Source organism: Streptodolium elevatio, from assembly GCF_053592165.1.
On record NZ_JBSFVE010000003.1, the window covers coordinates 293,151 to 312,516 of the forward strand.

11 protein-coding genes, 1 tRNA gene and 1 pseudogene are annotated in these 19,366 nt (G+C 72.0%); 3 read left to right on the forward strand and 10 right to left on the reverse strand.

Annotation, left to right across the window (positions count from 1 at the left end; translation table 11 throughout):
• Positions 1-5: 5 nt before the first annotated feature.
• Positions 6-596, reverse strand: a complete 591-nt coding sequence (locus ACWD12_RS08925; RefSeq protein ID WP_450098945.1) for a TetR/AcrR family transcriptional regulator — start codon at positions 594-596, stop codon at positions 6-8.
• Between the two features lie 197 nt (positions 597-793).
• On the opposite strand from ACWD12_RS08925, the gene ACWD12_RS08930 reads away from it, so the two are divergent.
• Both ACWD12_RS08930 and ACWD12_RS08935 read left to right on the forward strand, forming a co-directional pair.
• Positions 794-1,750, forward strand: coding sequence for an alpha/beta hydrolase family protein (locus tag ACWD12_RS08930; protein WP_450098946.1), 957 nt, complete (start codon positions 794-796; stop codon positions 1,748-1,750).
• Between the two features lie 49 nt (positions 1,751-1,799).
• Positions 1,800-2,021 carry an NAD-dependent epimerase/dehydratase family protein gene (locus ACWD12_RS08935; protein ID WP_450098947.1) on the forward strand — a complete coding sequence of 74 codons (222 nt, stop codon included), beginning with the start codon at positions 1,800-1,802 and terminating at the stop codon, positions 2,019-2,021.
• A gap of 107 nt (positions 2,022-2,128) precedes the next feature.
• Here the strand turns inward: ACWD12_RS08935 and ACWD12_RS08940 are convergent.
• From ACWD12_RS08940 to topA, 9 genes and pseudogenes are all read right to left on the reverse strand, one after another.
• A pseudogene (locus ACWD12_RS08940) lies at positions 2,129-2,341 on the reverse strand (hypothetical protein); the annotation flags it as partial.
• Between the two features lie 125 nt (positions 2,342-2,466).
• A tRNA-Thr gene (locus ACWD12_RS08945) sits at positions 2,467-2,540 on the reverse strand.
• Positions 2,541-2,595: 55 nt separating this feature from the next.
• Positions 2,596-4,107, reverse strand: a complete 1,512-nt coding sequence (locus ACWD12_RS08950; protein ID WP_450098948.1) for an alpha/beta hydrolase — start codon at positions 4,105-4,107, stop codon at positions 2,596-2,598.
• Between the two features lie 172 nt (positions 4,108-4,279).
• The gene (locus tag ACWD12_RS08955) at positions 4,280-5,947 is read right to left on the reverse strand and encodes an alpha/beta hydrolase (RefSeq protein ID WP_450098949.1); all 1,668 of its coding nucleotides are present in this window, start codon (positions 5,945-5,947) and stop codon (positions 4,280-4,282) included.
• Positions 5,948-5,990: 43 nt separating this feature from the next.
• The gene (locus ACWD12_RS08960; protein ID WP_450098950.1) at positions 5,991-7,604 is read right to left on the reverse strand and encodes an alpha/beta hydrolase; all 1,614 of its coding nucleotides are present in this window, start codon (positions 7,602-7,604) and stop codon (positions 5,991-5,993) included.
• A 117-nt stretch (positions 7,605-7,721) separates the two neighbouring features.
• The gene (locus tag ACWD12_RS08965) at positions 7,722-9,317 is read right to left on the reverse strand and encodes an alpha/beta hydrolase-fold protein (RefSeq protein ID WP_450098951.1); all 1,596 of its coding nucleotides are present in this window, start codon (positions 9,315-9,317) and stop codon (positions 7,722-7,724) included.
• 297 nt (positions 9,318-9,614) lie between these two features.
• Complete coding sequence (locus ACWD12_RS08970; RefSeq protein ID WP_450098952.1) at positions 9,615-10,802, reverse strand: DNA polymerase III subunit delta'; 1,188 nt, start codon at positions 10,800-10,802, stop codon at positions 9,615-9,617.
• Positions 10,803-10,874: 72 nt separating this feature from the next.
• On the reverse strand, positions 10,875-14,219 hold the full coding sequence (gene tmk / locus ACWD12_RS08975; RefSeq protein WP_450098953.1) for a dTMP kinase: 3,345 nt from the start codon (positions 14,217-14,219) through the stop codon (positions 10,875-10,877).
• A 168-nt stretch (positions 14,220-14,387) separates the two neighbouring features.
• The gene (gene topA, locus ACWD12_RS08980) at positions 14,388-17,249 is read right to left on the reverse strand and encodes a type I DNA topoisomerase (protein ID WP_450098954.1); all 2,862 of its coding nucleotides are present in this window, start codon (positions 17,247-17,249) and stop codon (positions 14,388-14,390) included.
• A gap of 465 nt (positions 17,250-17,714) precedes the next feature.
• Here topA and ACWD12_RS08985 point away from each other — a divergent pair, with 465 nt between their 5' ends.
• Entirely contained in the window at positions 17,715-19,319 is a 1,605-nt protein-coding gene (locus tag ACWD12_RS08985) for an MDR family MFS transporter (RefSeq protein WP_450098955.1), read from the forward strand.
• The last annotated feature ends 47 nt before the right edge of the window (positions 19,320-19,366 follow it).

Consider the following 19,366-nt stretch of genomic DNA (forward strand, 5'->3'; position numbering starts at 1 on the left):
GGTGGCTACTGCGGTTGGCGCAGGCCTGCCACGAGGAGGGCGACGAGGCGGCGGGCGTCGTAGCGGGGGTCGCTGTCGGCGCCGATGCAGAGGTTTCCGATGCCGCGCATGAGCTGGTACGCCTCGATGTCCGGGCGGATCTCGCCGGAGGCCGCGGCCGCGTCGAGGAGTGCGGCGCAGACAGGTACGAGCCGGTCGAGGAAGTACGCGTGCAGCGTCTCGAACCCCGCGTTGTCGGACTGCATCGCGGCGGCAAGGCCGTGCTTGGTGACCAGGAAGTCGACGAACAGGTCGGTCCAGCGTTCGAGTGCGGTATGCGGGGTCGGCTCGGCCGCCAGCAGGGCGGGCCCGGCTTCGGCGCAGGTGTCGACCTGGTGGCGGTAGACGGCGACGATCAGGTCGGCACGGGTGGGGAAGTGCCGGTAGATCGTGCCCATGCCGACGCCTGCCTCGGCGGCGATCTCGCGTACCGGGGCGTCCACGCCCGAGGCGACGAAGACCGCGGCGGCCGCGTCCAGCAGGGTCTGCTGATTGCGCCGGGCGTCCTTGCGCTTGGACGCGGCGGAACTCCCCTGCCGAGAGCTGCTGTCGGGCACCGCGGCACTCCTTCCATGGCTGGGCTTGCAAAGCGGAGCAGTGTTCCATATTGTAAGTGGAGCAACGTTCCGCTTCATTCATGATGGCAGACCGGGACGCCTGCGGCCAGGTCGCCGCCCGTGTCCCGCCTACTCGCCTCGCGGCCTGGCGCGCGCCGCCCCCCCGGAACCGACGAACCTGATCGAAAGGCCCTGCCATGTCCGATTTCAGCCCTGCATCCGACACCGTGAATGCGCGGTCCGTCAGTCGGGCCGCCGTGGTGATATCCGCAAAGCCGGTCGTCCTGCCCGCGTCGGGAGGCAGCCGGGGCGAGGACCTTCAGGTCCGCGTATCCGCCCCCGCGACCGGTGTCGACCTGCCGGTCGTCGTCTTCTCGCACGGCTTCGGCTCGTCGATGAACGGGTACGCCCCGCTCGCGGACCACTGGGCCGCACACGGCTTCGTGGTCGTCCAGCCCACCCACCTTGACTCTCGTACGCTCGGCATTCCCGCCGAGGACCCCCGTACGCCGCACATCTGGCGCATCCGCGTCGACGACATCACGCGTGTACTGGACGAACTCGACGTGCTGGAAGCCGCCGTACCGGGGCTCGGCGGCCGCGTCGACCGCACCCGCATCGCCGTGGCCGGCCACTCGTGGGGAGCCCAGACCGTGAGCACCCTGCTGGGCGCGCGGGTCCTGGACGCCGCGGGCGTACCCGGCGAGGACCTGTCCGACCCGCGCGTCAGGGCCGGCGTACTCCTGGCCCTGACCGGTCTCGGCGACGACCTGACTCCGTTCGCGGCCGAGCATCTCCCGTTCATGCGGCCGCGCTTCGACACGATGACCGCCCCTGCCCTGGTCGTCGCCGGGGACAAGGACCAATCGCACCTGTCCACGCGCGGGCCGGACTGGTTCACCGATCCGTACACGTACAGCCCGGGTGCCAAGAGCCTCCTGACGCTCTTCGGAGGCGAGCACTCACTCGGCGGCATCCCCGGCTACGAGGTCGCCGAGACCACGGACGAGAGCCCCGCCCGCGTCGCGCTGATCCAGCAGGTCACCACCGCGTACCTGGACAGCGTTCTGCGGAACGACAACACCGACTGGAAGGCCGCCGCCACGGCCCTGGAGCAAGACCCGCACCCGCTCGGCAAGTTGCGGAGCAAGTGACACACCCGCCCACCGCACCGATCCGGAACCACCGTAGAAGGGACGGGAGATGATCCTCGTCACCGGGGGCCTCGGCTTCATCGGGTCCCACACCGTACGCGCACTGCTCGACCTGGGCGAAGACTGCGTGGTGGTCCAGCGCCGGCCCCGCAGCCTGCCGGCCATGCTCACCGGAGGCCGAGTCGCCGTGGAGCAGGCGGACGTCGCCGACCGCGACGCCCTGCTCGCGATCGGCCGCCGCCGACTACATCACCTGGCTACGCGCCGGTAACAAGGCCTGAGCCCTCGACGTACGCCCGCCGCCCGCCATCGCCGCGGCGTCCGCCCATGGCCTTGTGATCCACGGCCCATCACCCGGTCGAGGGCCGCCCGCTCTCAGTCCCGGTACTTTTCCGCCGGGATCACGACCTCGACCGTGCCTCCGTAGTCGAGTACAGCGCGGGCGAACCACGCGTCGGGCCCGTCGGCGATGCAGGAGACACCCACGAGTTCGGCGGGGTTGTGCGCCTCGACCGCTTCCACGAGCCGTCGCCGCACCGCGTCCGCCACGGCGCCGGTCAGACCACGATGCCCGGTGATTCCGATCCGCATCATCGGCTCTCCTCGTCTTTCAGAGGAACCGTCCCTGTGACGACGCACACGCCCATGGGGACGCGCTCGTACAGGAAACAGATGAGGGCCAAGTCAGGGTCTACCTGACCTGGCCCTCATTGCTGAGCCGCCTAAGGGAATCGAACCCTTGACCTACGCATTACGAGTGCGTCGCTCTGGCCGACTGAGCTAAGGCGGCGTGTCTTCACCGTGGTGGTGGGGACGGCGACAAGCATACACAGGGGGCGGGGTGATCAATTACAGGTTTTGTTGTCGGGGGGCGGGGAGCCGGTGAGGAGGTAGCTGTCGACGGCGGAGTCGACGCAGGTGCTGCCGCGGAGGTAGGCGGTGTGGCCGTCGCCGTCGTAGGTGAGGAGGTGGCCGGACTCGAGCTGGGATGCGAGGGCTTGGGACCAGGCGTACGGGGTGGCCGGGTCGCGGGTGGTGCCGACGACGAGGATGGGGGCGGCGCCGGCGGCCTTGATCTCGTGGGGGCGGCCGGTGGCGGAGAGGGGCCAGGTGCCGCAGGTGAGGCCGGCCCAGGCGAGGGCGCGGCCGAAGGTCGGGGAGGTCGCCTCGAACTCGGCGACCTGGGCCTTGACCTGGTCGGGGGTGGTGGCGGCCGGGGGGCTGTCGAGGCAGTTGACGGCGGCGTTGGCGTACATGAGGTTGGCGTAGCGGCCGTCGGCGCCGCGCTCGTAGTACATGTCGCTGAGGTCGAGGAGGGGGCCGCCGTCGCCGCGGAAGGCGGACTGGAGGGCGCGGGTGAGTTCGGGCCACTGGTCGCGCGAGTAGAGCGGGGAGAGGATGCCGGTGGTGGCGATCGGTTCGTTGACCTGCCGCTTGGCGTCGCCGGGGATGGGGTTGGCGTCGAGGGTGGCGAGGAGGCCGCGGATGCGGGCGAGGGCGGCCTCGCGGTCGCCGCCGAGGAAGCAGGAGCCGCCGGCCAGGCAGTCGTCGACGTACGCGACGAGCGCGGTCTCGAAGCCGCCGCCCTGCACGCGGTTGGCGGTCGCGGCGTTCTGGCTCGGGTCGATCGCGCCGTCGAGGACGAAGCGGCCCACCTTGTCGGGGAACAGTTCGGCGTAGGTCGCGCCGAGGAAGGTGCCGTACGACGCCCCGAGGTAGTTGAGCCTGTCGTCGCCGAGCGCCTCCCGGATCTGGTCCATGTCGCGGGCCGCCTCGGCGGTGCTGACGTGGCCCAGGAGTTGGTCGGTGTTCTCCTGGCAGGACTTGCCGAACCCGGCGGCGCCGTCGACGGCGGCGTTCTCCTCGTCGGGGGTGTCGGGGGTCTGGTCGATCTGCGTGTACGCGTCCATCTCGGTGTCCGACAGGCACTTCACCGGCGCGCTGCGTCCGACGCCGCGCGGGTCGAAGCCGATGATGTCGTAGCGCTCGCGGATGTCCTTGGGGAAGGCGGAGGCGGCGTAGCGCGCGAAGGAGATGCCGGAGCCGCCGGGGCCGCCCGGGTTGACCACGAGGGCTCCGATGCGGTCGTCGCCGGTCGCCTTCTTGCGCAGGAGCGCGATGTCGACCTTGGGGCCGTCGGCGTCGGCGTAGTCGACGGGCACCGAGAGGGTGCCGCATTCGAAGTTGCCGCCCTCGGGGCAGCGGCCCCAGTCGATCTTGTCGGCGTCCGGCATGGGGACGGAGGTCGCCCCGCCGTTCGCGGTGGGCGGCGGTGCGGCCTTCTTGCCGTCGCCGCCGTCCGAGCACCCCGCCAGCAGGAGTGCGGCCGCCAATGCCGCGCCGACGCGTCGCCTCACACGTACCAGCCCCTTGCCTCGCCCCTCGGCCGCGCGGGGCCGACCGTCGCCTTGAGCGTAACCGGCCGGGGGCTGAGGACCGTGCGTTGACGGCGACTTGAGGGGTGCCGCGGTGAGGCGTGCGAGGGGGCCCGGGGGTGTGCCCGGGGGCTTGGCCCGCGCGCGGGAGAGGTCAGGAGCAGCGTGTGTCGGGGGCGGGCATCGTGCCGTCGAGGAGGTAGGCGTTGACGGCGTCGTCGATGCACGCGTTGCCGCGGCCGTACGCCGTATGGCCCTCGCCCTCCAGCGTCAGCAGCGTGGCGTTCTCGAAGCCCTCGGCAAGGCGTTCGGAGGCGGCGTACGGGGTCGCCGGGTCGCCGGTCGTGCCGATCACCAGGATCGGCTTGCTGCCGGCCGCCTTGACCGCGTGGGGCTTCTCGGTCGTGCGGAACGGCCAGAACTCGCAACCGGGGCCGTCCAGATCCTCGGCGACGGTGTCGCGGGAGAAGAGCGGGGCCTCGCGGTGCAGCCGGTCCAGGACCTCCTGGACCCGCTGCGGGGAAGGCGCTTCGGACATGCCGTCGGCGCAGCTGATGACGGACAGGGCGTCCATCGATCCGTCGTACTTCCCGTTCTCGTCGCGGCCGTTGTAGTCGTCGGCGTAGAGAACCAGAGGGGTGCCGTCGCCGCGCTCCATGGCGGCGGTGAGCGCTTCGCGCAGCGCGCGCCAGCCCTGGGCCTCGTCGGCGTACAGGAGCCGGATCGTGCCGGTCCAGCCGAGGCTGGAGGTGAGCCGGCGGCCGTCGGTCAGTCGGGTGGGCAGCGGGGAAGTGCGCAGGCCGTCCAGGAAGTCGACGCCGACCAGGGCGGCCTTCGCGGGGTCGCTGCCGAGCGGGCAGTCGGGGCGGGTCGCGCAGTCCTCGGCGAAGCGTGTGAACGACTTTTCGAACCCGACCTGCTGGGCGATCGAGTCGTCGAGCGGATCGGCCGCCGGGTCGACGGCTCCGTCGAGGACGAGGCGGCCGGTGCGGTTCGGGAACTCCTCGGCGTACAGGGCCCCAAGGTAGGTGCCGTACGAGTAGCCGAGGTAGTTCAGCTGCGCGTCGCCGACGATCACGCGCAGGATGTCCATGTCGCGCGCGGCATTGCGGGTGCCGACGAACGGCAGCAGGTCGCCGGAGTTGCGTTCGCAGCCCTCGGCGAACTCTTTGCTGCGCTGGTCGTCGAACGCGGTGCTGGCCGCGATGTCCTTCGGGTCGGGCCCGTCCTCCGCGTCGCGCCGGTCGCGCTCGGCGTCGTCGAGGCACTTGACCTGTGAGCTCTCCCCCACGCCGCGCGGGTCGAAGGCGACGATGTCGAAGGCCTTGTGGATCGCCGGGTCGGTGCTCTCGAACGAGCCCTTGAGGTAGTCGAGACCCGAGCCGCCCGGCCCGCCGGGATTGGTGAGCAGCGAACCTATTCGCGCACTCCCGCTCGCGCTCGCCGGATAACGCATGGCCGCGATGGTGATGGCCTTGGTCCCCGGGTTCGCGTAGTCGAGGGGTACGCGCAGCGACGCGCACTCGAGTTCGCCCTCGTCCGCGGCCGTCTCCGGGTCGTCCGCGCAGGCCTTCCAGTCCGGCTGCTGCGTGTAGAACGCCGTCAGCGACGGGTCGTTCTGCCCTTTGGCACCGGGAATCGGCGTCGTGTCGAGGCCGGGCCCGCGGGCCGCCCCGGGAGCGCCTGCCCCCGGGTTGCCCGCCGAGTCCTTGACCTTGGACGCCACGCCGCCCGACGAGCACCCCGCGACAAGAACGGCGGTGACGAGGGCGGCGGGTATGGCCCCGCGCAGACGGGCGCCGTGGCGGCTGGAGATCCTCACCCTGTCATGCCTACCACGCGCCCGGGTTTGGTGTTCGGTCGGACTATTGCACGCAGCGGGTCCCGGCCGGGGGCATCGTGCCGTCGAGGAAGAACTTGTCGACGGCGTCGTCGATGCACGCGTTGCCCTTGCCGTACGCCGCATGGCCTTCACCCTCAAGGGTGAGGAGGGTGGCGTTGCCGAGCCCCTCTGCGAGGCGCTCGGAGGCCGCGTACGGCGTCGCGGGGTCGCCGGTGGTACCGATCACCAGCACCGGGCTGTCCGCGGGCGCCTTGATCGTGTGGGCCTTCTCCGGGGTCTTGTAAGGCCAGAACTCGCACCCGGGACCGTCGAAGTCCTCCGCGACCGTGTCCCGTGAGAACAGCGGGGCCTCCTTGCGCAGTTTGGCGAGGACCTCTTGGACCCGTTCGGGTGACGGCGCCGCGGCCGCTCCGTCGGCGCAGCGGACGGCCGGGAGGGCGTCCATCGAGCCGTCGTACTTGCCCTCTTCATTGCGGCCGTTGTAATTGTCGGCGTAGTAGAGCAGGGCGGATCCGTCGCCGTCGCGCATCGCGTAGGTGAAGGCATCCCGCAGCCACTTCCAGCGCTCCGCGTCGCCGTAGAGAAGGCTGATCATGCCGGTCCAGCCGAGGCTGGACGTCAGCTTGCGACCCCGTTCGCGGGTCGTCAGCGGTTTGGTGCGCAACCCGTCGAGGAAGTCGACGCCCACCAGGGCCGCCTTGTCGGCGTTGCGACCGAGAGGGCAGCCGGCGCGCGCGGCGCAGTCCTTGGCGAAGCGCGTGAACGCCTGCTCGAACCCGATCTGCTGGTTCACCGACTTCTCCAGCGGGTCCTCGGCGGGGTCGACGGCGGCGTCGAGGACGAGGCGGCCCGCCTTGTCGGGGAACTCCTCAAGGTAGAGGGACCCGAGGTAGGTGCCGTAGGAGTAGCCCAGGTAGTGCAGTTCGGAGTCGCCGACGACGCCGCGCAGGACGTCCATGTCGCGCGCCACATTGCGGGTGCCGACGAACGGCAGGAGGTCGCCGGACTTGGCCTGGCAGGCGTCGGCGAACTCCTTGCTCTTCTGTTCGGAGTACGCGTTGCTCGCCGCGTGGTCCTTCGGGTCCGGCCCGTCGTCCGCGTTGTCCCGGTCCCTGGCCTTGTCGTCGAGGCACTGGATCGGGTTGCTCTCTCCGACGCCGCGGGGGTCGAAGCCGATGATGTCGAAGCGGTCGTGCATGGCGCCGTCGAAGCGCCCGTACGCGTACTTCAGCCAATCCTTGCCCGAGCCGCCCGGCCCGCCGGGGTTCACCAGCAGCGTGCCGACCCGGGCCTCGGAGTTCGCCGCCTGGTGGCGCATGAGCGCGACCTCGATCGAGCGGACGGTGGGATTCGCGTAGTCCAGCGGCACGCGGAGCGTCGCGCACTGGAACTCGGCTTCGTCCTTTTCCTCGGTCTCCGGGTCGTCCTTGCACGCCTTCCACGCCAACTTCTGGGCGTAGAAGTCCTTGAGCGCCGGATCGTCCTGTCCCTTGGGCGGAGGCGGCGGAAGAGGCGTGCCGGGGTCGGCGGTAGGCGTACCGGCCGGGGCCGGGGAGCCGGAGGGCTTCGCGTCGGCGACGTTGCCGGCGGTGCCACCGCCTCCCGGGCTGCAACCCGCAAGTAGGGCCGCGGTCACGGCAAATGCGGGTATTCCGCGGCGAACGAGGGCGCGTCTATGCGCGTCAGGGGCGGTCACGGTGGAACAACTATCACGTCGCTCCGTCACCCCCGCGGTCAGGGTGCTGATGGCCCGTCAGGGCCGACGTGTCGACGTCCCGCCGGTGCCCGTGCCTGTGGTGGCGGTCGATGTGGAGGACGGGGACTTCTCCGTGCTGTCCGTGACGTTGCGGTCCAGGAACTCGAGGGCGGCGGGGAGTTGCTTGGCGACGATGCCGGCCGCGACGGAGTTCTCGACGACGGTCGGGGCCTTGGCGGCGGCCTTGAAGGAGATCGCCTGCTGGCGGGCGGCGTTGGCGGAGGTCGCGTTGGAGATGAACACGCGTACGTCGGGGTTCTTGGCCAGCAGTGCCTTGGGCTGCTGCGCCTCGCGTACGCCCGGCGCCGACGGCCACAGCGGCGAAGTCAGTTCCAGCGGACCCGACATGCTGGCCGAAGCGGCGTAGTACTGCGGGTACTGCAGCGCGTACTTCGTCGCACACAGGCCGCCGGCGCCCTCGCCGAGCAGTCCCCATGAAGCGCGGTCGGTCGACACACGGAAGGTGGCGGCCACCGCCTCGCGCACGTCCTCGTTGTGGAACGTCGCCATGCTCGGCTTGCCCGGTATGTCGCTGCACTCGGTGTCGATCTCGGCCGGGTCGGCGAGCGCGTTGATCTCGCTCTGCTGATACGGCGTCAACTCCGGTGCCACGATCACGAACGGCGGCAGCGTGCCGCTCGTGATGCCGTCGGTCAGGTCCGCGAGCAGCCCCATCCCGGGCTCCAGCATCGAGTTGGCGCCCACACCCGGGTACGCCGAGTGCACGACGAGAACCGGGAAGCTCTTGCTCCGCATGTTCTCCTGCGAGTACTGCGGCGGGAGCCAGACCCACACGTCGGACGTCACGCCGGAGCGGCGGCCCGCGAGTTCGAGGTGGTTCAGCACGCCGCCGGAGCGGGTGCCGAGCGACTGGAACTGCTGGGGGCCGAGCGGTGCCAGGGCGCCGGTGGTGGCACTGGTGGACGGGCGCGGCGTGGCCGCCGAACTGGTGGCGGCGGCGGGGGACGTCTTCTCGTCGTCCCCGCCCTTCAGGCTGTCGTACGCCAGGGCCCCCACGGCGCCCGCGGCCACCACGAACGCCAAGGCGATGCCGCCGACCACGAGTTGGGGGCGCCGGGTACGCGCAGGACGCTCCGGCTCGGGGCCGATAACCGCGAGCGGTGTGAGCTCGTCGGGGTCGATCTCGACGATCTGGGGGGCCTGTTCGCGGGCACCAGGTGGTACGTCCGCCGCAACCGGCCCGGCCGCGGCGGCCCCGGCGGCCGCATCAGCCGAAGTACCCAGAGTGTCCCGAGCGCCCGGGACGACCCGGGTGACCGGCGTGACCGCGGGCGGCGGCATGGGCGCCGTGCGCGGGCGGTGCGGTGCGGGGACGACGGGAGTCGACACAGGTGTGTCGTCTGCGTCATCCGTGCCGCGGCCCCCGTACCCGCCGTTCGGGCCGCCACCGCGCCCGGTGAGGGCAGGGGGGCGTACCGGCTCCCCGGCGAAGTCGCGTTGCGGAACGCGTGGTTCCGGCCCGGCCCCGCCGGCCGCGCGTCGCTGGAGCTTCGCGCCCTGCGTGCGCAGGAGGTACGTGACGGCGAAGCCCGTCGTCGCCGCGATCAGCAGGGCCTTGAGTGCCTTCCGCACCGGTCGCACCGACTTGCACCGTCCTTGGCAGTAGTTCTGGCTCTGTTTCCGGCTCTGTCTCTTGCTCTGTCTCCGGCCGTGATTCCGGTTGTGCTTCCGGTTGCACGTCCGGCGGCAGTTGCCGCGGTGGTTCTCCGGGCCGGACGTCCCGGGGTACATCCCTGGAGCAATGGCAAAGGGTCGCCCGTGAGTACCGCCGGAGGACCGGTGGTGGGATCACAGTGACCCGGGAGGCGGCTGGTCCGCCGTGGGGAACTCTCCCATGTCGACGCCTCGGACGCCGCTCCGGGTTCCCGCTCAGCCGGCCCGAAGGGTCAGCGCCATTGCCTCGACGGCCAACAACGGCGCGACATTTGTGTCGATCGCGCGCCGGCAGGCGAGGATCGCCTCGATGCGGCGCAGCGTCGTCTCGGGGGTCGCCGAGCGCGCGACGCTGTCCAGCGCGGGACGCATCTGCTCGTTGTCCAGCGGGACTTGGGCCCCGAACTGGACCGCCAGGACGTCGCGGTAGAAGGCCGCGAGGTCGATCAGCGCCAAGTCGAGGCAGTCGCGCTGGGTGCGCGTCGCGCGTTTCTTCTGGCGGTTCTCCAATTCCTTGACGACCCCCGCCGTACCGGACGGCAAACGGCCGCCCGGGGTCGACGCGCCGAGCGCATTGCGCAACTCCTCGGTCTCGCGCGCGTCCTGCTCCTCGGTGATCTCCTTCGCGTCCGCGGCGGCCGCGTCGACCAGTCGCTGCGCGGCGGCCATGCAGCTGCCGATGTCGCCGAGTTGGGTGGGCAGCTTGAGCACCTCGGCGCGGCGCGTCCGGGTCTGCTCGTCGGTGGCGAGGCGGCGGGCGCGCCCGATGTGTCCGCCGGTCGCACGGGCGGCGTACGCGGCCATCGCCGGGTCGATCCCGTCGCGCCGGGCGAGCATGTCGGCGACCGCGTCGACCGGCGGCGTACGCAGCGCGATGTGCCGGCAGCGCGACCGAATCGTCGGCAACGCGTCCTCGACGGACGGCGCGCAGAGCATCCACACCGTACGCGGCGCCGGTTCCTCGATGGCCTTCAGCAGGACGTTGCCGGCGCCTTCGGTGAGCCGGTCGGCGTCCTCCATGACGATGACCTGCCAGCGTCCGCTCGCCGGGGACATCGCGGCGCGGCGGACCAGGTCGCGTGTCTCCTTCACACCGATGGACAGCAGCTCGGTGCCGATCACGTCGACGTCCGCGTGCGTGCCGGTCAGCGCGGTGTGGCAGCCGTCGCAGTGGCCGCAGCCGGGCTCGGCGCCCAGGGCCAGGTCGGGGCTCACGCACTGGAGCGCCGCGGCGAAGGCACGGGCCGCGGTGGCCCGGCCGGAGCCGGGCGGGCCGGTGAACAGCCACGCGTGGGTCATGCCGCCGCCCGCCTCACCGGCGAGCACGGCCCGGCCGGCCGACGCCGCGGCACGCAGCTGGCCGACGACGCGGTCCTGGCCGACCAGGTCGTCCCACACGGTCACGGCGGCGTGCTCCTCGGAGTTGCGGATGGTTCGGGCCCGACGAGTACGACCGTACCGGGCGGAACGGACAACCTACGGCTTGCGGCGCCAGCGGCTCTTGCGCGCCTCCGGGGCGGGCTCCGCGGGGGTGTCCGGCTCCGGCGGCTGCCCGGCCCACGGACCGAGCAGGTCGTCGGCGAGCGTGTGCGGGTCGTCGTGGCCGTCGCCGGTCGCGACGACGGGCAGGCGCGTGGTCTCGTCGATGCGGATCTTGGGGATTTTCTGCGTGTCGTCCTCGGAGCCCGGCGGGGGCTCCTCGACCGGACGGGGGCGGACGATCTCCAGCTCGGCGGTGTCCGGTTCGACGTCGGCCGGCGCGGGGGCCGACGACGAAGCCGACGACGCGGACGAACCGGAAGGCGAAGACCCGCCCGACGGAGACTCGGACGACGCGGGCGCCGAGGACGAGGCCCCGGCAGCCGTCGTCGGGGCAGCCGCCTGCGGGTCGACCGCGGGAACGACCCGGGTGGCCGCGGTGGGCGCGTCGGCGGCGATCGTTCCCGACGGCACCTCGCCCGACGCACGGGTCGAGCCGTTGGCCACGGGCGCGTCCGCGCCACCGGCTTCGGCGGCGAGCGCCGCGGCCTCCTTCGCGGCACGGGCCTGAGCGGCAGCGGCGGCGACGACCGCACGAGCGGCATCCTCCTCGGCCGCGCGGCGCTCCGCCTCGGCGAGGCGCAACGCCTCCTCGGCCTTCTCCCGCTCCTCGGCACGGCGCTTGGCCTCGGCGGCCCGGACCGCGGCCTCCTCGCGGCGGCGCTTGGTGTCGGCGGCGGCCTCCTCCTCGCGGCGGCGGCGCTCCTCCTCGGCACGGCGGCGGCGCTCGGACTCGGCGGCCCGCTCCTCCTCCGCCGCGACGCGGTCGCGCTCGGCCCGCAGCGCGGACTCCTCCTCGATACGCCGCGCCTGCTCGCGGCGGATGCGCTCCTCTTCCTCGGCCTGGATCCGGTGCTCCTCGGCGCGGCGCGCGGCCTCCTCTTCGAGGCGCCTCTGCTCCGCGGCCCGGCGCGCGGCCTCTTCCTCGAGGCGTACGCGCTCCTCCTCCGCACGGCGCTTGGCCTCCTCGGCGAGGCGCACGGCCTCGGCGGCGAGCCGCTCCTGCTCCTCGGCCCGGCGGCGCACCTCCTCCTCGGCCCGGATGCGCTCCTCCTCGGCACGGTGCGCGGCCTCCTCGGCGAGGCGCTGCTGCTCGGCGTACCGCTGGCGCTCCTCGCTCTCCGCACGCAGGCGGGCGATCAGCGCCTGCTTCTCGGCCTCGGCCTGGGCGCGCTCGGCCTTGCGGCGCTCCTCCTCCTCGCGCTCGCGGCGGGCCAGTTCCTCGGCCTGGCGCTTCTCCTGCTCGGAGACGGGCAGTTCGCGGTCGAGCCGGTGGCGGATCGCGGTGGTGACCGCGTCGGGTTCCTGGGCGGCGTCGACGACGAGGTAGCGGTCGGGGTCGGCGGCGGCGAGGTCGAGGAACGCGCCGCGCACGAGGTGGTGGAAGCTCTGCGGCTCGGACTCCAGCCGGTCCGGGACCTCGGTGAAGCGGCCGTGGCCGACCTCGGGATCGAGGTCGAGCAGGATCGTCAGGTCGGGCTGCAGGCCGTCGCTGGCCCAGCGCGAGACGCGGGCGATCTCGCGCGTGCCCAGCTCGCGCCCGGCGCCCTGGTAGGCCACCGACGAGTCGATGTACCGGTCGGTGATGACGATCGCGCCGCGTTCGAGTGCGGGGCGGATGACGGTGGCGACGTGTTCGGCGCGGTCGGCGGCGTACAGCAGTGCCTCGGCGCGCGGGTCGATGCCGGTGTTGTTGACGTCGAGCAGCATCGCGCGCAGGCGCTTGCCGATCTCGGTCGCGCCGGGCTCGCGGGTCACCACGACGTCGTGGCCCTTGCTGCGGATCCAGGAGGCCAGCGCCTCGACCTGGGTCGACTTGCCGACGCCCTCGCCGCCTTCGAGCGAGATGAAGTAGCCGGGCGCGCCCGCCGGGCGGCCCGAGACGTGGTCGACGTTGCGGGCCGATTCGACGAGGTCGCGGACCAGCGGGACGCCGCGCCGGTCGTCGACCGCACGCAGCACGAACAGGCCCATCGCGATCACCAGCACGCCGGTGCCCATGAGGGTCAGCGCCGAGCCGTTGTACGTGAAGACGTAGTGGTCGCCGGGCGTCCAGGAGTGCAGGCCGATCGCCCCCGCGACGAGCGAACCCGCCGCGAGTCCGACGAGCATCACGACGCGGACCGCGGCCTGGACGAACGCGAAGGCGCGCGTACGCAGGTCCTCGCCGACCTCCAGGCCGAACAGCGTGTAGCCGGTGACCCAGGCGATCCCGGACAGCACGCCGAGGACGCCGGTGAGTACCACGACGACGGCGACGTTCGCGAACAGTCCGGTCATCAGCAGCACGAGACCGGCGGCCGCGACCGCGATACCGAACAGGCGCCGGCGGCTGAACGTCGGGACGACGCGCGGACCGCACAGGAGGCCGAGCGCGGCACCGGCGAGCAACGTCAGGAAGACCGTGCCGTATGCGGCGTTCCCCGCGCCCAGTTCCGCCGTGTAGAGCGGCGTGAGGCCGACCAGCACGCCGCCCCCGAGGAACAGCGCGAGCATGCCGATGACGAGGCCGCGCGTGGTGCGCGAGTGCTTGAAGACGCGGCGCGTGTCGGCGACCACGAGCATGGGGTTCGGCCGCCGGGTGCTGACCGAGCGCCCGCGCGTAGGCATGCGCAGCATGTACACGTACAGCGCCGAGATGAGGTGCACGGCGGCCGTCGCGAACAGCGCGATGTCGGACGGGTGCTTGGCGAGCGTGTCGAACGACGGCGCGAGCAACTGGTTGACCAGCGCCAGCACGATGAAGACCGCGGCCGCGACGGGCGCGGCGGCGTAGCCGGTCACCAAGTTGAACTGGGCCGCGGTCGCGAGGCGTTGGCGCGGCACCAAATTGGGCACGGTCGCGTCGCGAGCCGGCCCCCAGAAGGCTCCGGCGATGCCGCCCAGCGCGGTCGCGGCGAGGATCCACCACAACTCGTCGACGAACGGCACCGAGGCGATCAGTCCGAACCGCACGATGTCGCAGACGGCCATCGTCCAGCGCCGGTCGAGGTGGTCGACGATCTGCGCGGCCAGCGGCGCGACGAGCGCGGCGGGCAGCAGGCGCAGCACGAAGACCGCGGCGACCGCCGCCGCGAAGTCGAGGTAGTCGCCCTCGACGGTCCACAGCGCGGCCGACGTGAGGGCGAGCAGGCCGAGCCAGTCCGCCAGGGCGGACGCGGCGATAGCGGTCCAGAAGCGCCGGAACGGGGCGATCTTGAGGACGCCCCCGATGCCGGTGACGGGATCCGGGGTCCGGGGCGGTATCGCCGCCCCGGACGTGTGCTGCTCGGCTTGCGTCATGCCGTCAACCCTAACCGTGTGGGCGCCGAGGGAAACGACGTTCAAACCGGCGTTTCCCGGTCGTCGCCGGACTTCGCGCGGTTGCCCGGGCACACCAATCGGCGCCGTTCCGGGCAAACGCGGACGGGCCGCCGGAGGAAGTTCCGGCGGCCCTCGTACCAGCGAACCTCAGGTCGCCTTCTTCGCCGGGGCCTTCTTGGTCGCCGCGGTCTTCTTCGCGGGGGCCTTCTTGGCCGGGGCCTTCTTCGCGGCGGCGCGCTTCTTGGGCGCGGGGCCCTTGGCTCGCTTCTCCGCCAGGAGTTCGTAGCCGCGCTCGGGAGTGATCTCCTCGACGCTGTCGGCGGCCCGGAGGGTGGCGTTGGTCTCGCCGTCGGTGACGTACGGGCCGAAGCGGCCGTCCTTCACCACGACCGGCTTTCCGCTCACCGGGTCCTCGCCGAGTTCCTTCAGCGGCGGCTTGGCGGCCGCGCGGCCGCGCCGCTTCTCCTCCGCGTAGATGGCGAGCGCCTCGTCGAGGGTCACCGTGAACAGCTGGTCCTCGGTGGTGAGCGACCGCGAGTCCGTCCCCTTCTTCAGGTACGGGCCGTAGCGGCCGTTCTGCGCGGTGATCTCCTCGCCGCTCGCCGGGTCGACGCCGACGACGCGCGGCAGCGAGAACAGCCTGAGCGCGTCCTCCAGCGTGACCGTGTCGAGCGCCATCGACTTGAACAGCGACGCCGTGCGCGGCTTCGGTCCCTTTGCGGCGGCCTTCTTCGCGGTCTTCTTGGCCGGGGTCTTCTTCGCAGTCGTCTTCTTCGCCGCGCCCGTTCCGGTCCCGCCCTCCGGGGCCGCCGGCTCGGGCGTGGCGGACTCGGCCGTGGACGCGGCCGTCTCCGGCTCGGGCAGCACCTCGGTGACGTACGGGCCGTACCGGCCGTCCTTCGCCACGATCAGGTGCCCGGTGGCCGGGTCGGTGCCGAGCACGAAGTCGCCGCTCGGCTTGTTGAGCAGTTCCTCGGCCTTCTCGACGGTGAGTTCGTCCGGCGGCAGGTCGACGGGCACGTCGGCGCGCTTGTCGTCGCGCTCGACGTACGGTCCGAAGCGGCCGACGCGCAGCACGATGCCGTCGCCGACCGGGAACGAGTTGACCTCGCGGGCGTCGATCGCGCCCAGGTCGGTCACCAGGTCCTTGAGACCTTCGAGGTGGTCGCCCGCCTGCGCGCCGCCCGCGGGTGCGTCCTCGCCGAAGTAGAAGCGGCGCAGCCACGGCACCGACTCGGTCTCGCCGCGGGCGATCCGGTCGAGGTCGTCCTCCATCTTCGCGGTGAAGTCGTAGTCGACCAGGCGCCCGAAGTGGTTCTCCAGGAGGCCGACGACGGCGAACGCGATGAAGGAGGGAACCAGCGCGGTGCCCTTCTTGAAGACGTAGCCGCGGTCGAGGATCGTGCCGATGATCGACGCGTACGTCGACGGGCGGCCGATCTCGCGCTCCTCCAGCTCCTTGATGAGCGACGCCTCGGTGTAGCGGGCGGGCGGCTTGGTGGCGTGGCCCTCGGGGGTCAGCTCGGTGGCGGTGAGCGCGTCGCCCTCCTCGACCATCGGCAGGCGGCGCTCGCGGTCGTCGAGCTCGGCCTCGGGGTCGTCGGAGCCCTCGACGTAGGCCTTCAGGAAGCCGTGGAACGTGATGATCTTGCCGGACGCGGTGAACTCGGCGTCGCGGCCGGGCAGGCCGGGGGCCTCCGCCGCGGTGCCGCCGATACGGACCGTGACGGACTGGCCGATCGCGTCCTTCATCTGGGAGGCGACGGTGCGCATCCAGATCAGCTCGTAGAGGCGGAACTGGTCGCCGGTCAGGCCGGTCTCGGCGGGGGTGCGGAAGCGGTCGCCGGAGGGGCGGATCGCCTCGTGCGCCTCCTGCGCGTTCTTGACCTTGCCGGCGTACGAGCGCGGCGCGTCGGGCAGGTACTCGGCGCCGTACAGCTCGCGGACCTGCGCCCGGGCCGCGGCGACCGCGGTGTCGGACAGCGTCGTGGAGTCGGTACGCATGTACGTGATGAAGCCGTTCTCGTACAGCTTCTGTGCCACCTGCATGGTCGCCTTGGCACCGAAGCCGAGCTTGCGCGAGGCCTCCTGCTGGAGCGTGGTGGTGCGGAACGGCGCGTAGGGCGAGCGGCGGTACGGCTTGCGCTCGACCGCGCGCACCGCGAACTGCGCCGACTCCAGTGCCGCGGCGAGCGCGCGGGCGCCGGCCTCGTCGACGTGCAGGACGTCGCGGCCCTTCAGCTGCCCGTCGGAGCCGAAGTCACGGCCGGTGGCGACACGCTTGCCGTCCAGGTTGACCAGGCGCGCGTTGACCGTGCGCGGGTCGGTGGCGTCGCCGGCGCGGCCGGTGTCGAACGTGCCGAGCACGTCCCAGTACGAGGCCGAGCGGAAGGCGCGGCGCTCGCGCTCGCGCTCCACGACCAGGCGCGTCGCGACCGACTGCACGCGGCCGGCGGACAGCTTGGGGCCGACCTTCTTCCACAGGACCGGCGACACCTCGTAGCCGTAGAGGCGGTCGAGGATGCGGCGGGTCTCCTGGGCGTCGACCAGGCGCTGGTTGAGCTCGCGCGGGTTGGCGACGGCGGACTGGATGGCGTCCTTGGTGATCTCGTGGAACACCATGCGCCGCACCGGCACCTTGGGCTGAAGGACCTCTTGGAGGTGCCACGCGATGGCTTCGCCCTCGCGGTCCTCGTCGGTGGCGAGGAAGAGTTCGTCGGCGTCCTTCAGGAGCTTCTTGAGCTTCGCGACCTGCTGCTTCTTGTCGGCGTTGACGACGTAGATCGGCTCGAAGTCGGCCTCGACGTTGACCCCGAGGCGCGCCCAGGACTGGCCCTCGTACGCGGCCGGGACCTCGGCAGCGCCGTTCGGGAGGTCGCGGATGTGACCCACACTGGCCTCGACCACGTAACCGGGCCCAAGGTAGCCCTTGATCGTCTTCGCCTTGGCAGGCGACTCGACGATGACGAGTCGACTGCCTTCGCGCGCGGTCTCGCTGCTCGGGGACACCTTCGCTCTTCTCTCCAGATTGCTGCTGTGGGGCACTGCGGGGGCACTGCTATGGCGTTGCTGCGTTGCTGCGGCACTGCTGCGCCGTTGCTCCGTCCGGTACCGGTCCGGCCTTGCGCCGGCGTTTCTCCGGCCTTGCTCCGGCGTTGCCCGGGCGGCCGACGCCCGTCAGGGAATGTAGCTGCCGTGTGGCGGAGTGTGACGGTATCCCAGCCCCCGATGTCAAACCGGCCCTGCCCGGTATACGACACGGATCGGCCCGATGCCACTCGAACGGTAACGCGCACCCAACGGTTCCCGCTTCCCGGGCCGCTAACCCTCCCCCGCCCGAGCCGCTCCCGAACGGCCGCGGGGGCCGGTCAAGGGCGACGGACAAAACGATGAGTGCCCGGTACATCTTGCTTCCTCGGCCACAGGTCGTTATCTCTGATGGACCGTCAGATCGGCACGGAAGCGGGGCCAGGCATGGAGCACGAGACAGCCGGAGAGCCCCTGGACGATGCGGCGGCAGCGCCCCCGTACGCCGACATCAGCGCAGCTCAGCGGCGTACCGTCTTCACCGGCCTGCTCATCTCGATGTTCATCGCGGCGCTTGCCAGCACCATCATCACCACCGGCCTGCCGACCATAGCGGGCGAACTCGGCGGGGTCGACAAGGTGGCGTGGGTCGTCGCCGGGCATCTTCTCACCAACTGCGCCGCGACCCCGCTGTGGGGGAAGCTGTCCGACCTCTACGGACGCAAGCCGCTGCTGCTCACCGCCATCGGCGTGTTCACGGCCGGCACCGCGCTTTCCGCGGTGGCGACGGACATCTGGCAGCTGATCGCGTTCCGCGCGGTGCAGGGCGCCGGGGTCGGCGGGATCATCACGCTCTGCCAGGCGGTGATCGGCGACATCATCTCGCCGGCCGAGCGCGGCCGGTACCAGGGCTGGATCGGCGCCTCCTTCGCGTCGTCGACCGCCCTCGGTCCGCTGCTCGGCGGGGTCTTCGTGGACACCATCGGCTGGCGCTGGTGCTTCTTCTCCATGCTGCCGTTCGCCGCGGTCGCGTTCGTGGTGATCCAGCGCAGCCTGACGCTGCCGCGGCGCCGCTCGCAGGTGTCGGTCGACTACCTCGGGTCGCTGCTGCTGGTCGCCGGCGTCAGCGCGCTCCTGCTGCTGGTGTCGTTCGGCGGGCAGCGCTTCGCGTGGACGTCGGCGACGGCGTACGGGCTCGGCGCCGCGGCCGTCGCGCTGCTCGTGGCGACCGGGTGGTGGGAGCGGCGGGCCCGCGAACCGCTGTGGCCGCCGCGGCTGTTCCACAGCCGGTCGTTCACGGCGCAGTGCGCGGCGGCTTTCCTGATGGGCTCGACGATGTACGCGTCCATGGTGTTCCTGCCGCAGTTCTTCCAGCTCGGGCGCGGTTTCACGGCGACCGAGGCCGGGCTGCTGATGCTGCCGTTCATCGCCGCGAACCTGGTGGGCTCCACGACGTCGGGGCGGCTCATCGCGCGCACCGGGCGGGTCAAGGTCTTCCCGATGATCGGCATGGCGCTCTCGGCGGTGTCCGCGGCGCTGCTCGCGTGGCAGGTCCTCGGGGCACCCGCGCCCGCGCTGTGGCCGGCGATGGTCGTGTCGGGCATCGGCATCGGGTTCACCTCGCAGGTGCTGATCCTGGCCGCGCAGGCCACCGTGGAACGCCGCGACCTGGGCATCGCGACGTCGTCCATCGCCTTCTTCCGCACCCTCGGCGGCACCATCAGCACGGCGGTCTTCGGGGCGGTGATCGCCCGGCGGTTCACCGACACCCTGCCCGGCGAGCTGGCCGAGCACCGGGTCGCCGAGGCGCAGCTGCCGCCCGGCGGGGCGGACGCGACGCTGGCTCACCCGGAGCGGGTGGGGGAGTATGCGTCGGGCCTCCAGGGGGCAGTGCACGACGCGTACTCGGCCGGCATGAGCACGGTCTACATCGTGGTGCTCCCCTGCGTCCTGCTCGGCCTCGCGGCGGCGGCGTCGATGCGCGACACGCGCCTGCCGGTCGAGGCGCGGGCGGAACGCGGGAAGCGGCGCCGGATGGTGCGGGTCAAGTAGCGGTCCGGGTCAGAAGCACCCGGGTGACGGCTCGGGTCAGGGACGCT

What these genes read in the sequence shown, in the direction of transcription:
- ACWD12_RS08930 (WP_450098946.1), top strand. Translation starts at nt 794, where the DNA reads ATGTCCGATTTCAGCCCTGCATCCGACACCGTGAATGCGCGGTCCGTC.
- ACWD12_RS08985 (WP_450098955.1), top strand. Translation starts at nt 17,715, where the DNA reads ATGGAGCACGAGACAGCCGGAGAGCCCCTGGACGATGCGGCGGCAGCG.
- ACWD12_RS08935 (WP_450098947.1), top strand. Translation starts at nt 1,800, where the DNA reads ATGATCCTCGTCACCGGGGGCCTCGGCTTCATCGGGTCCCACACCGTA.
- tmk (WP_450098953.1), bottom strand. Translation starts at nt 14,219, where the DNA reads ATGACGCAAGCCGAGCAGCACACGTCCGGGGCGGCGATACCGCCCCGG.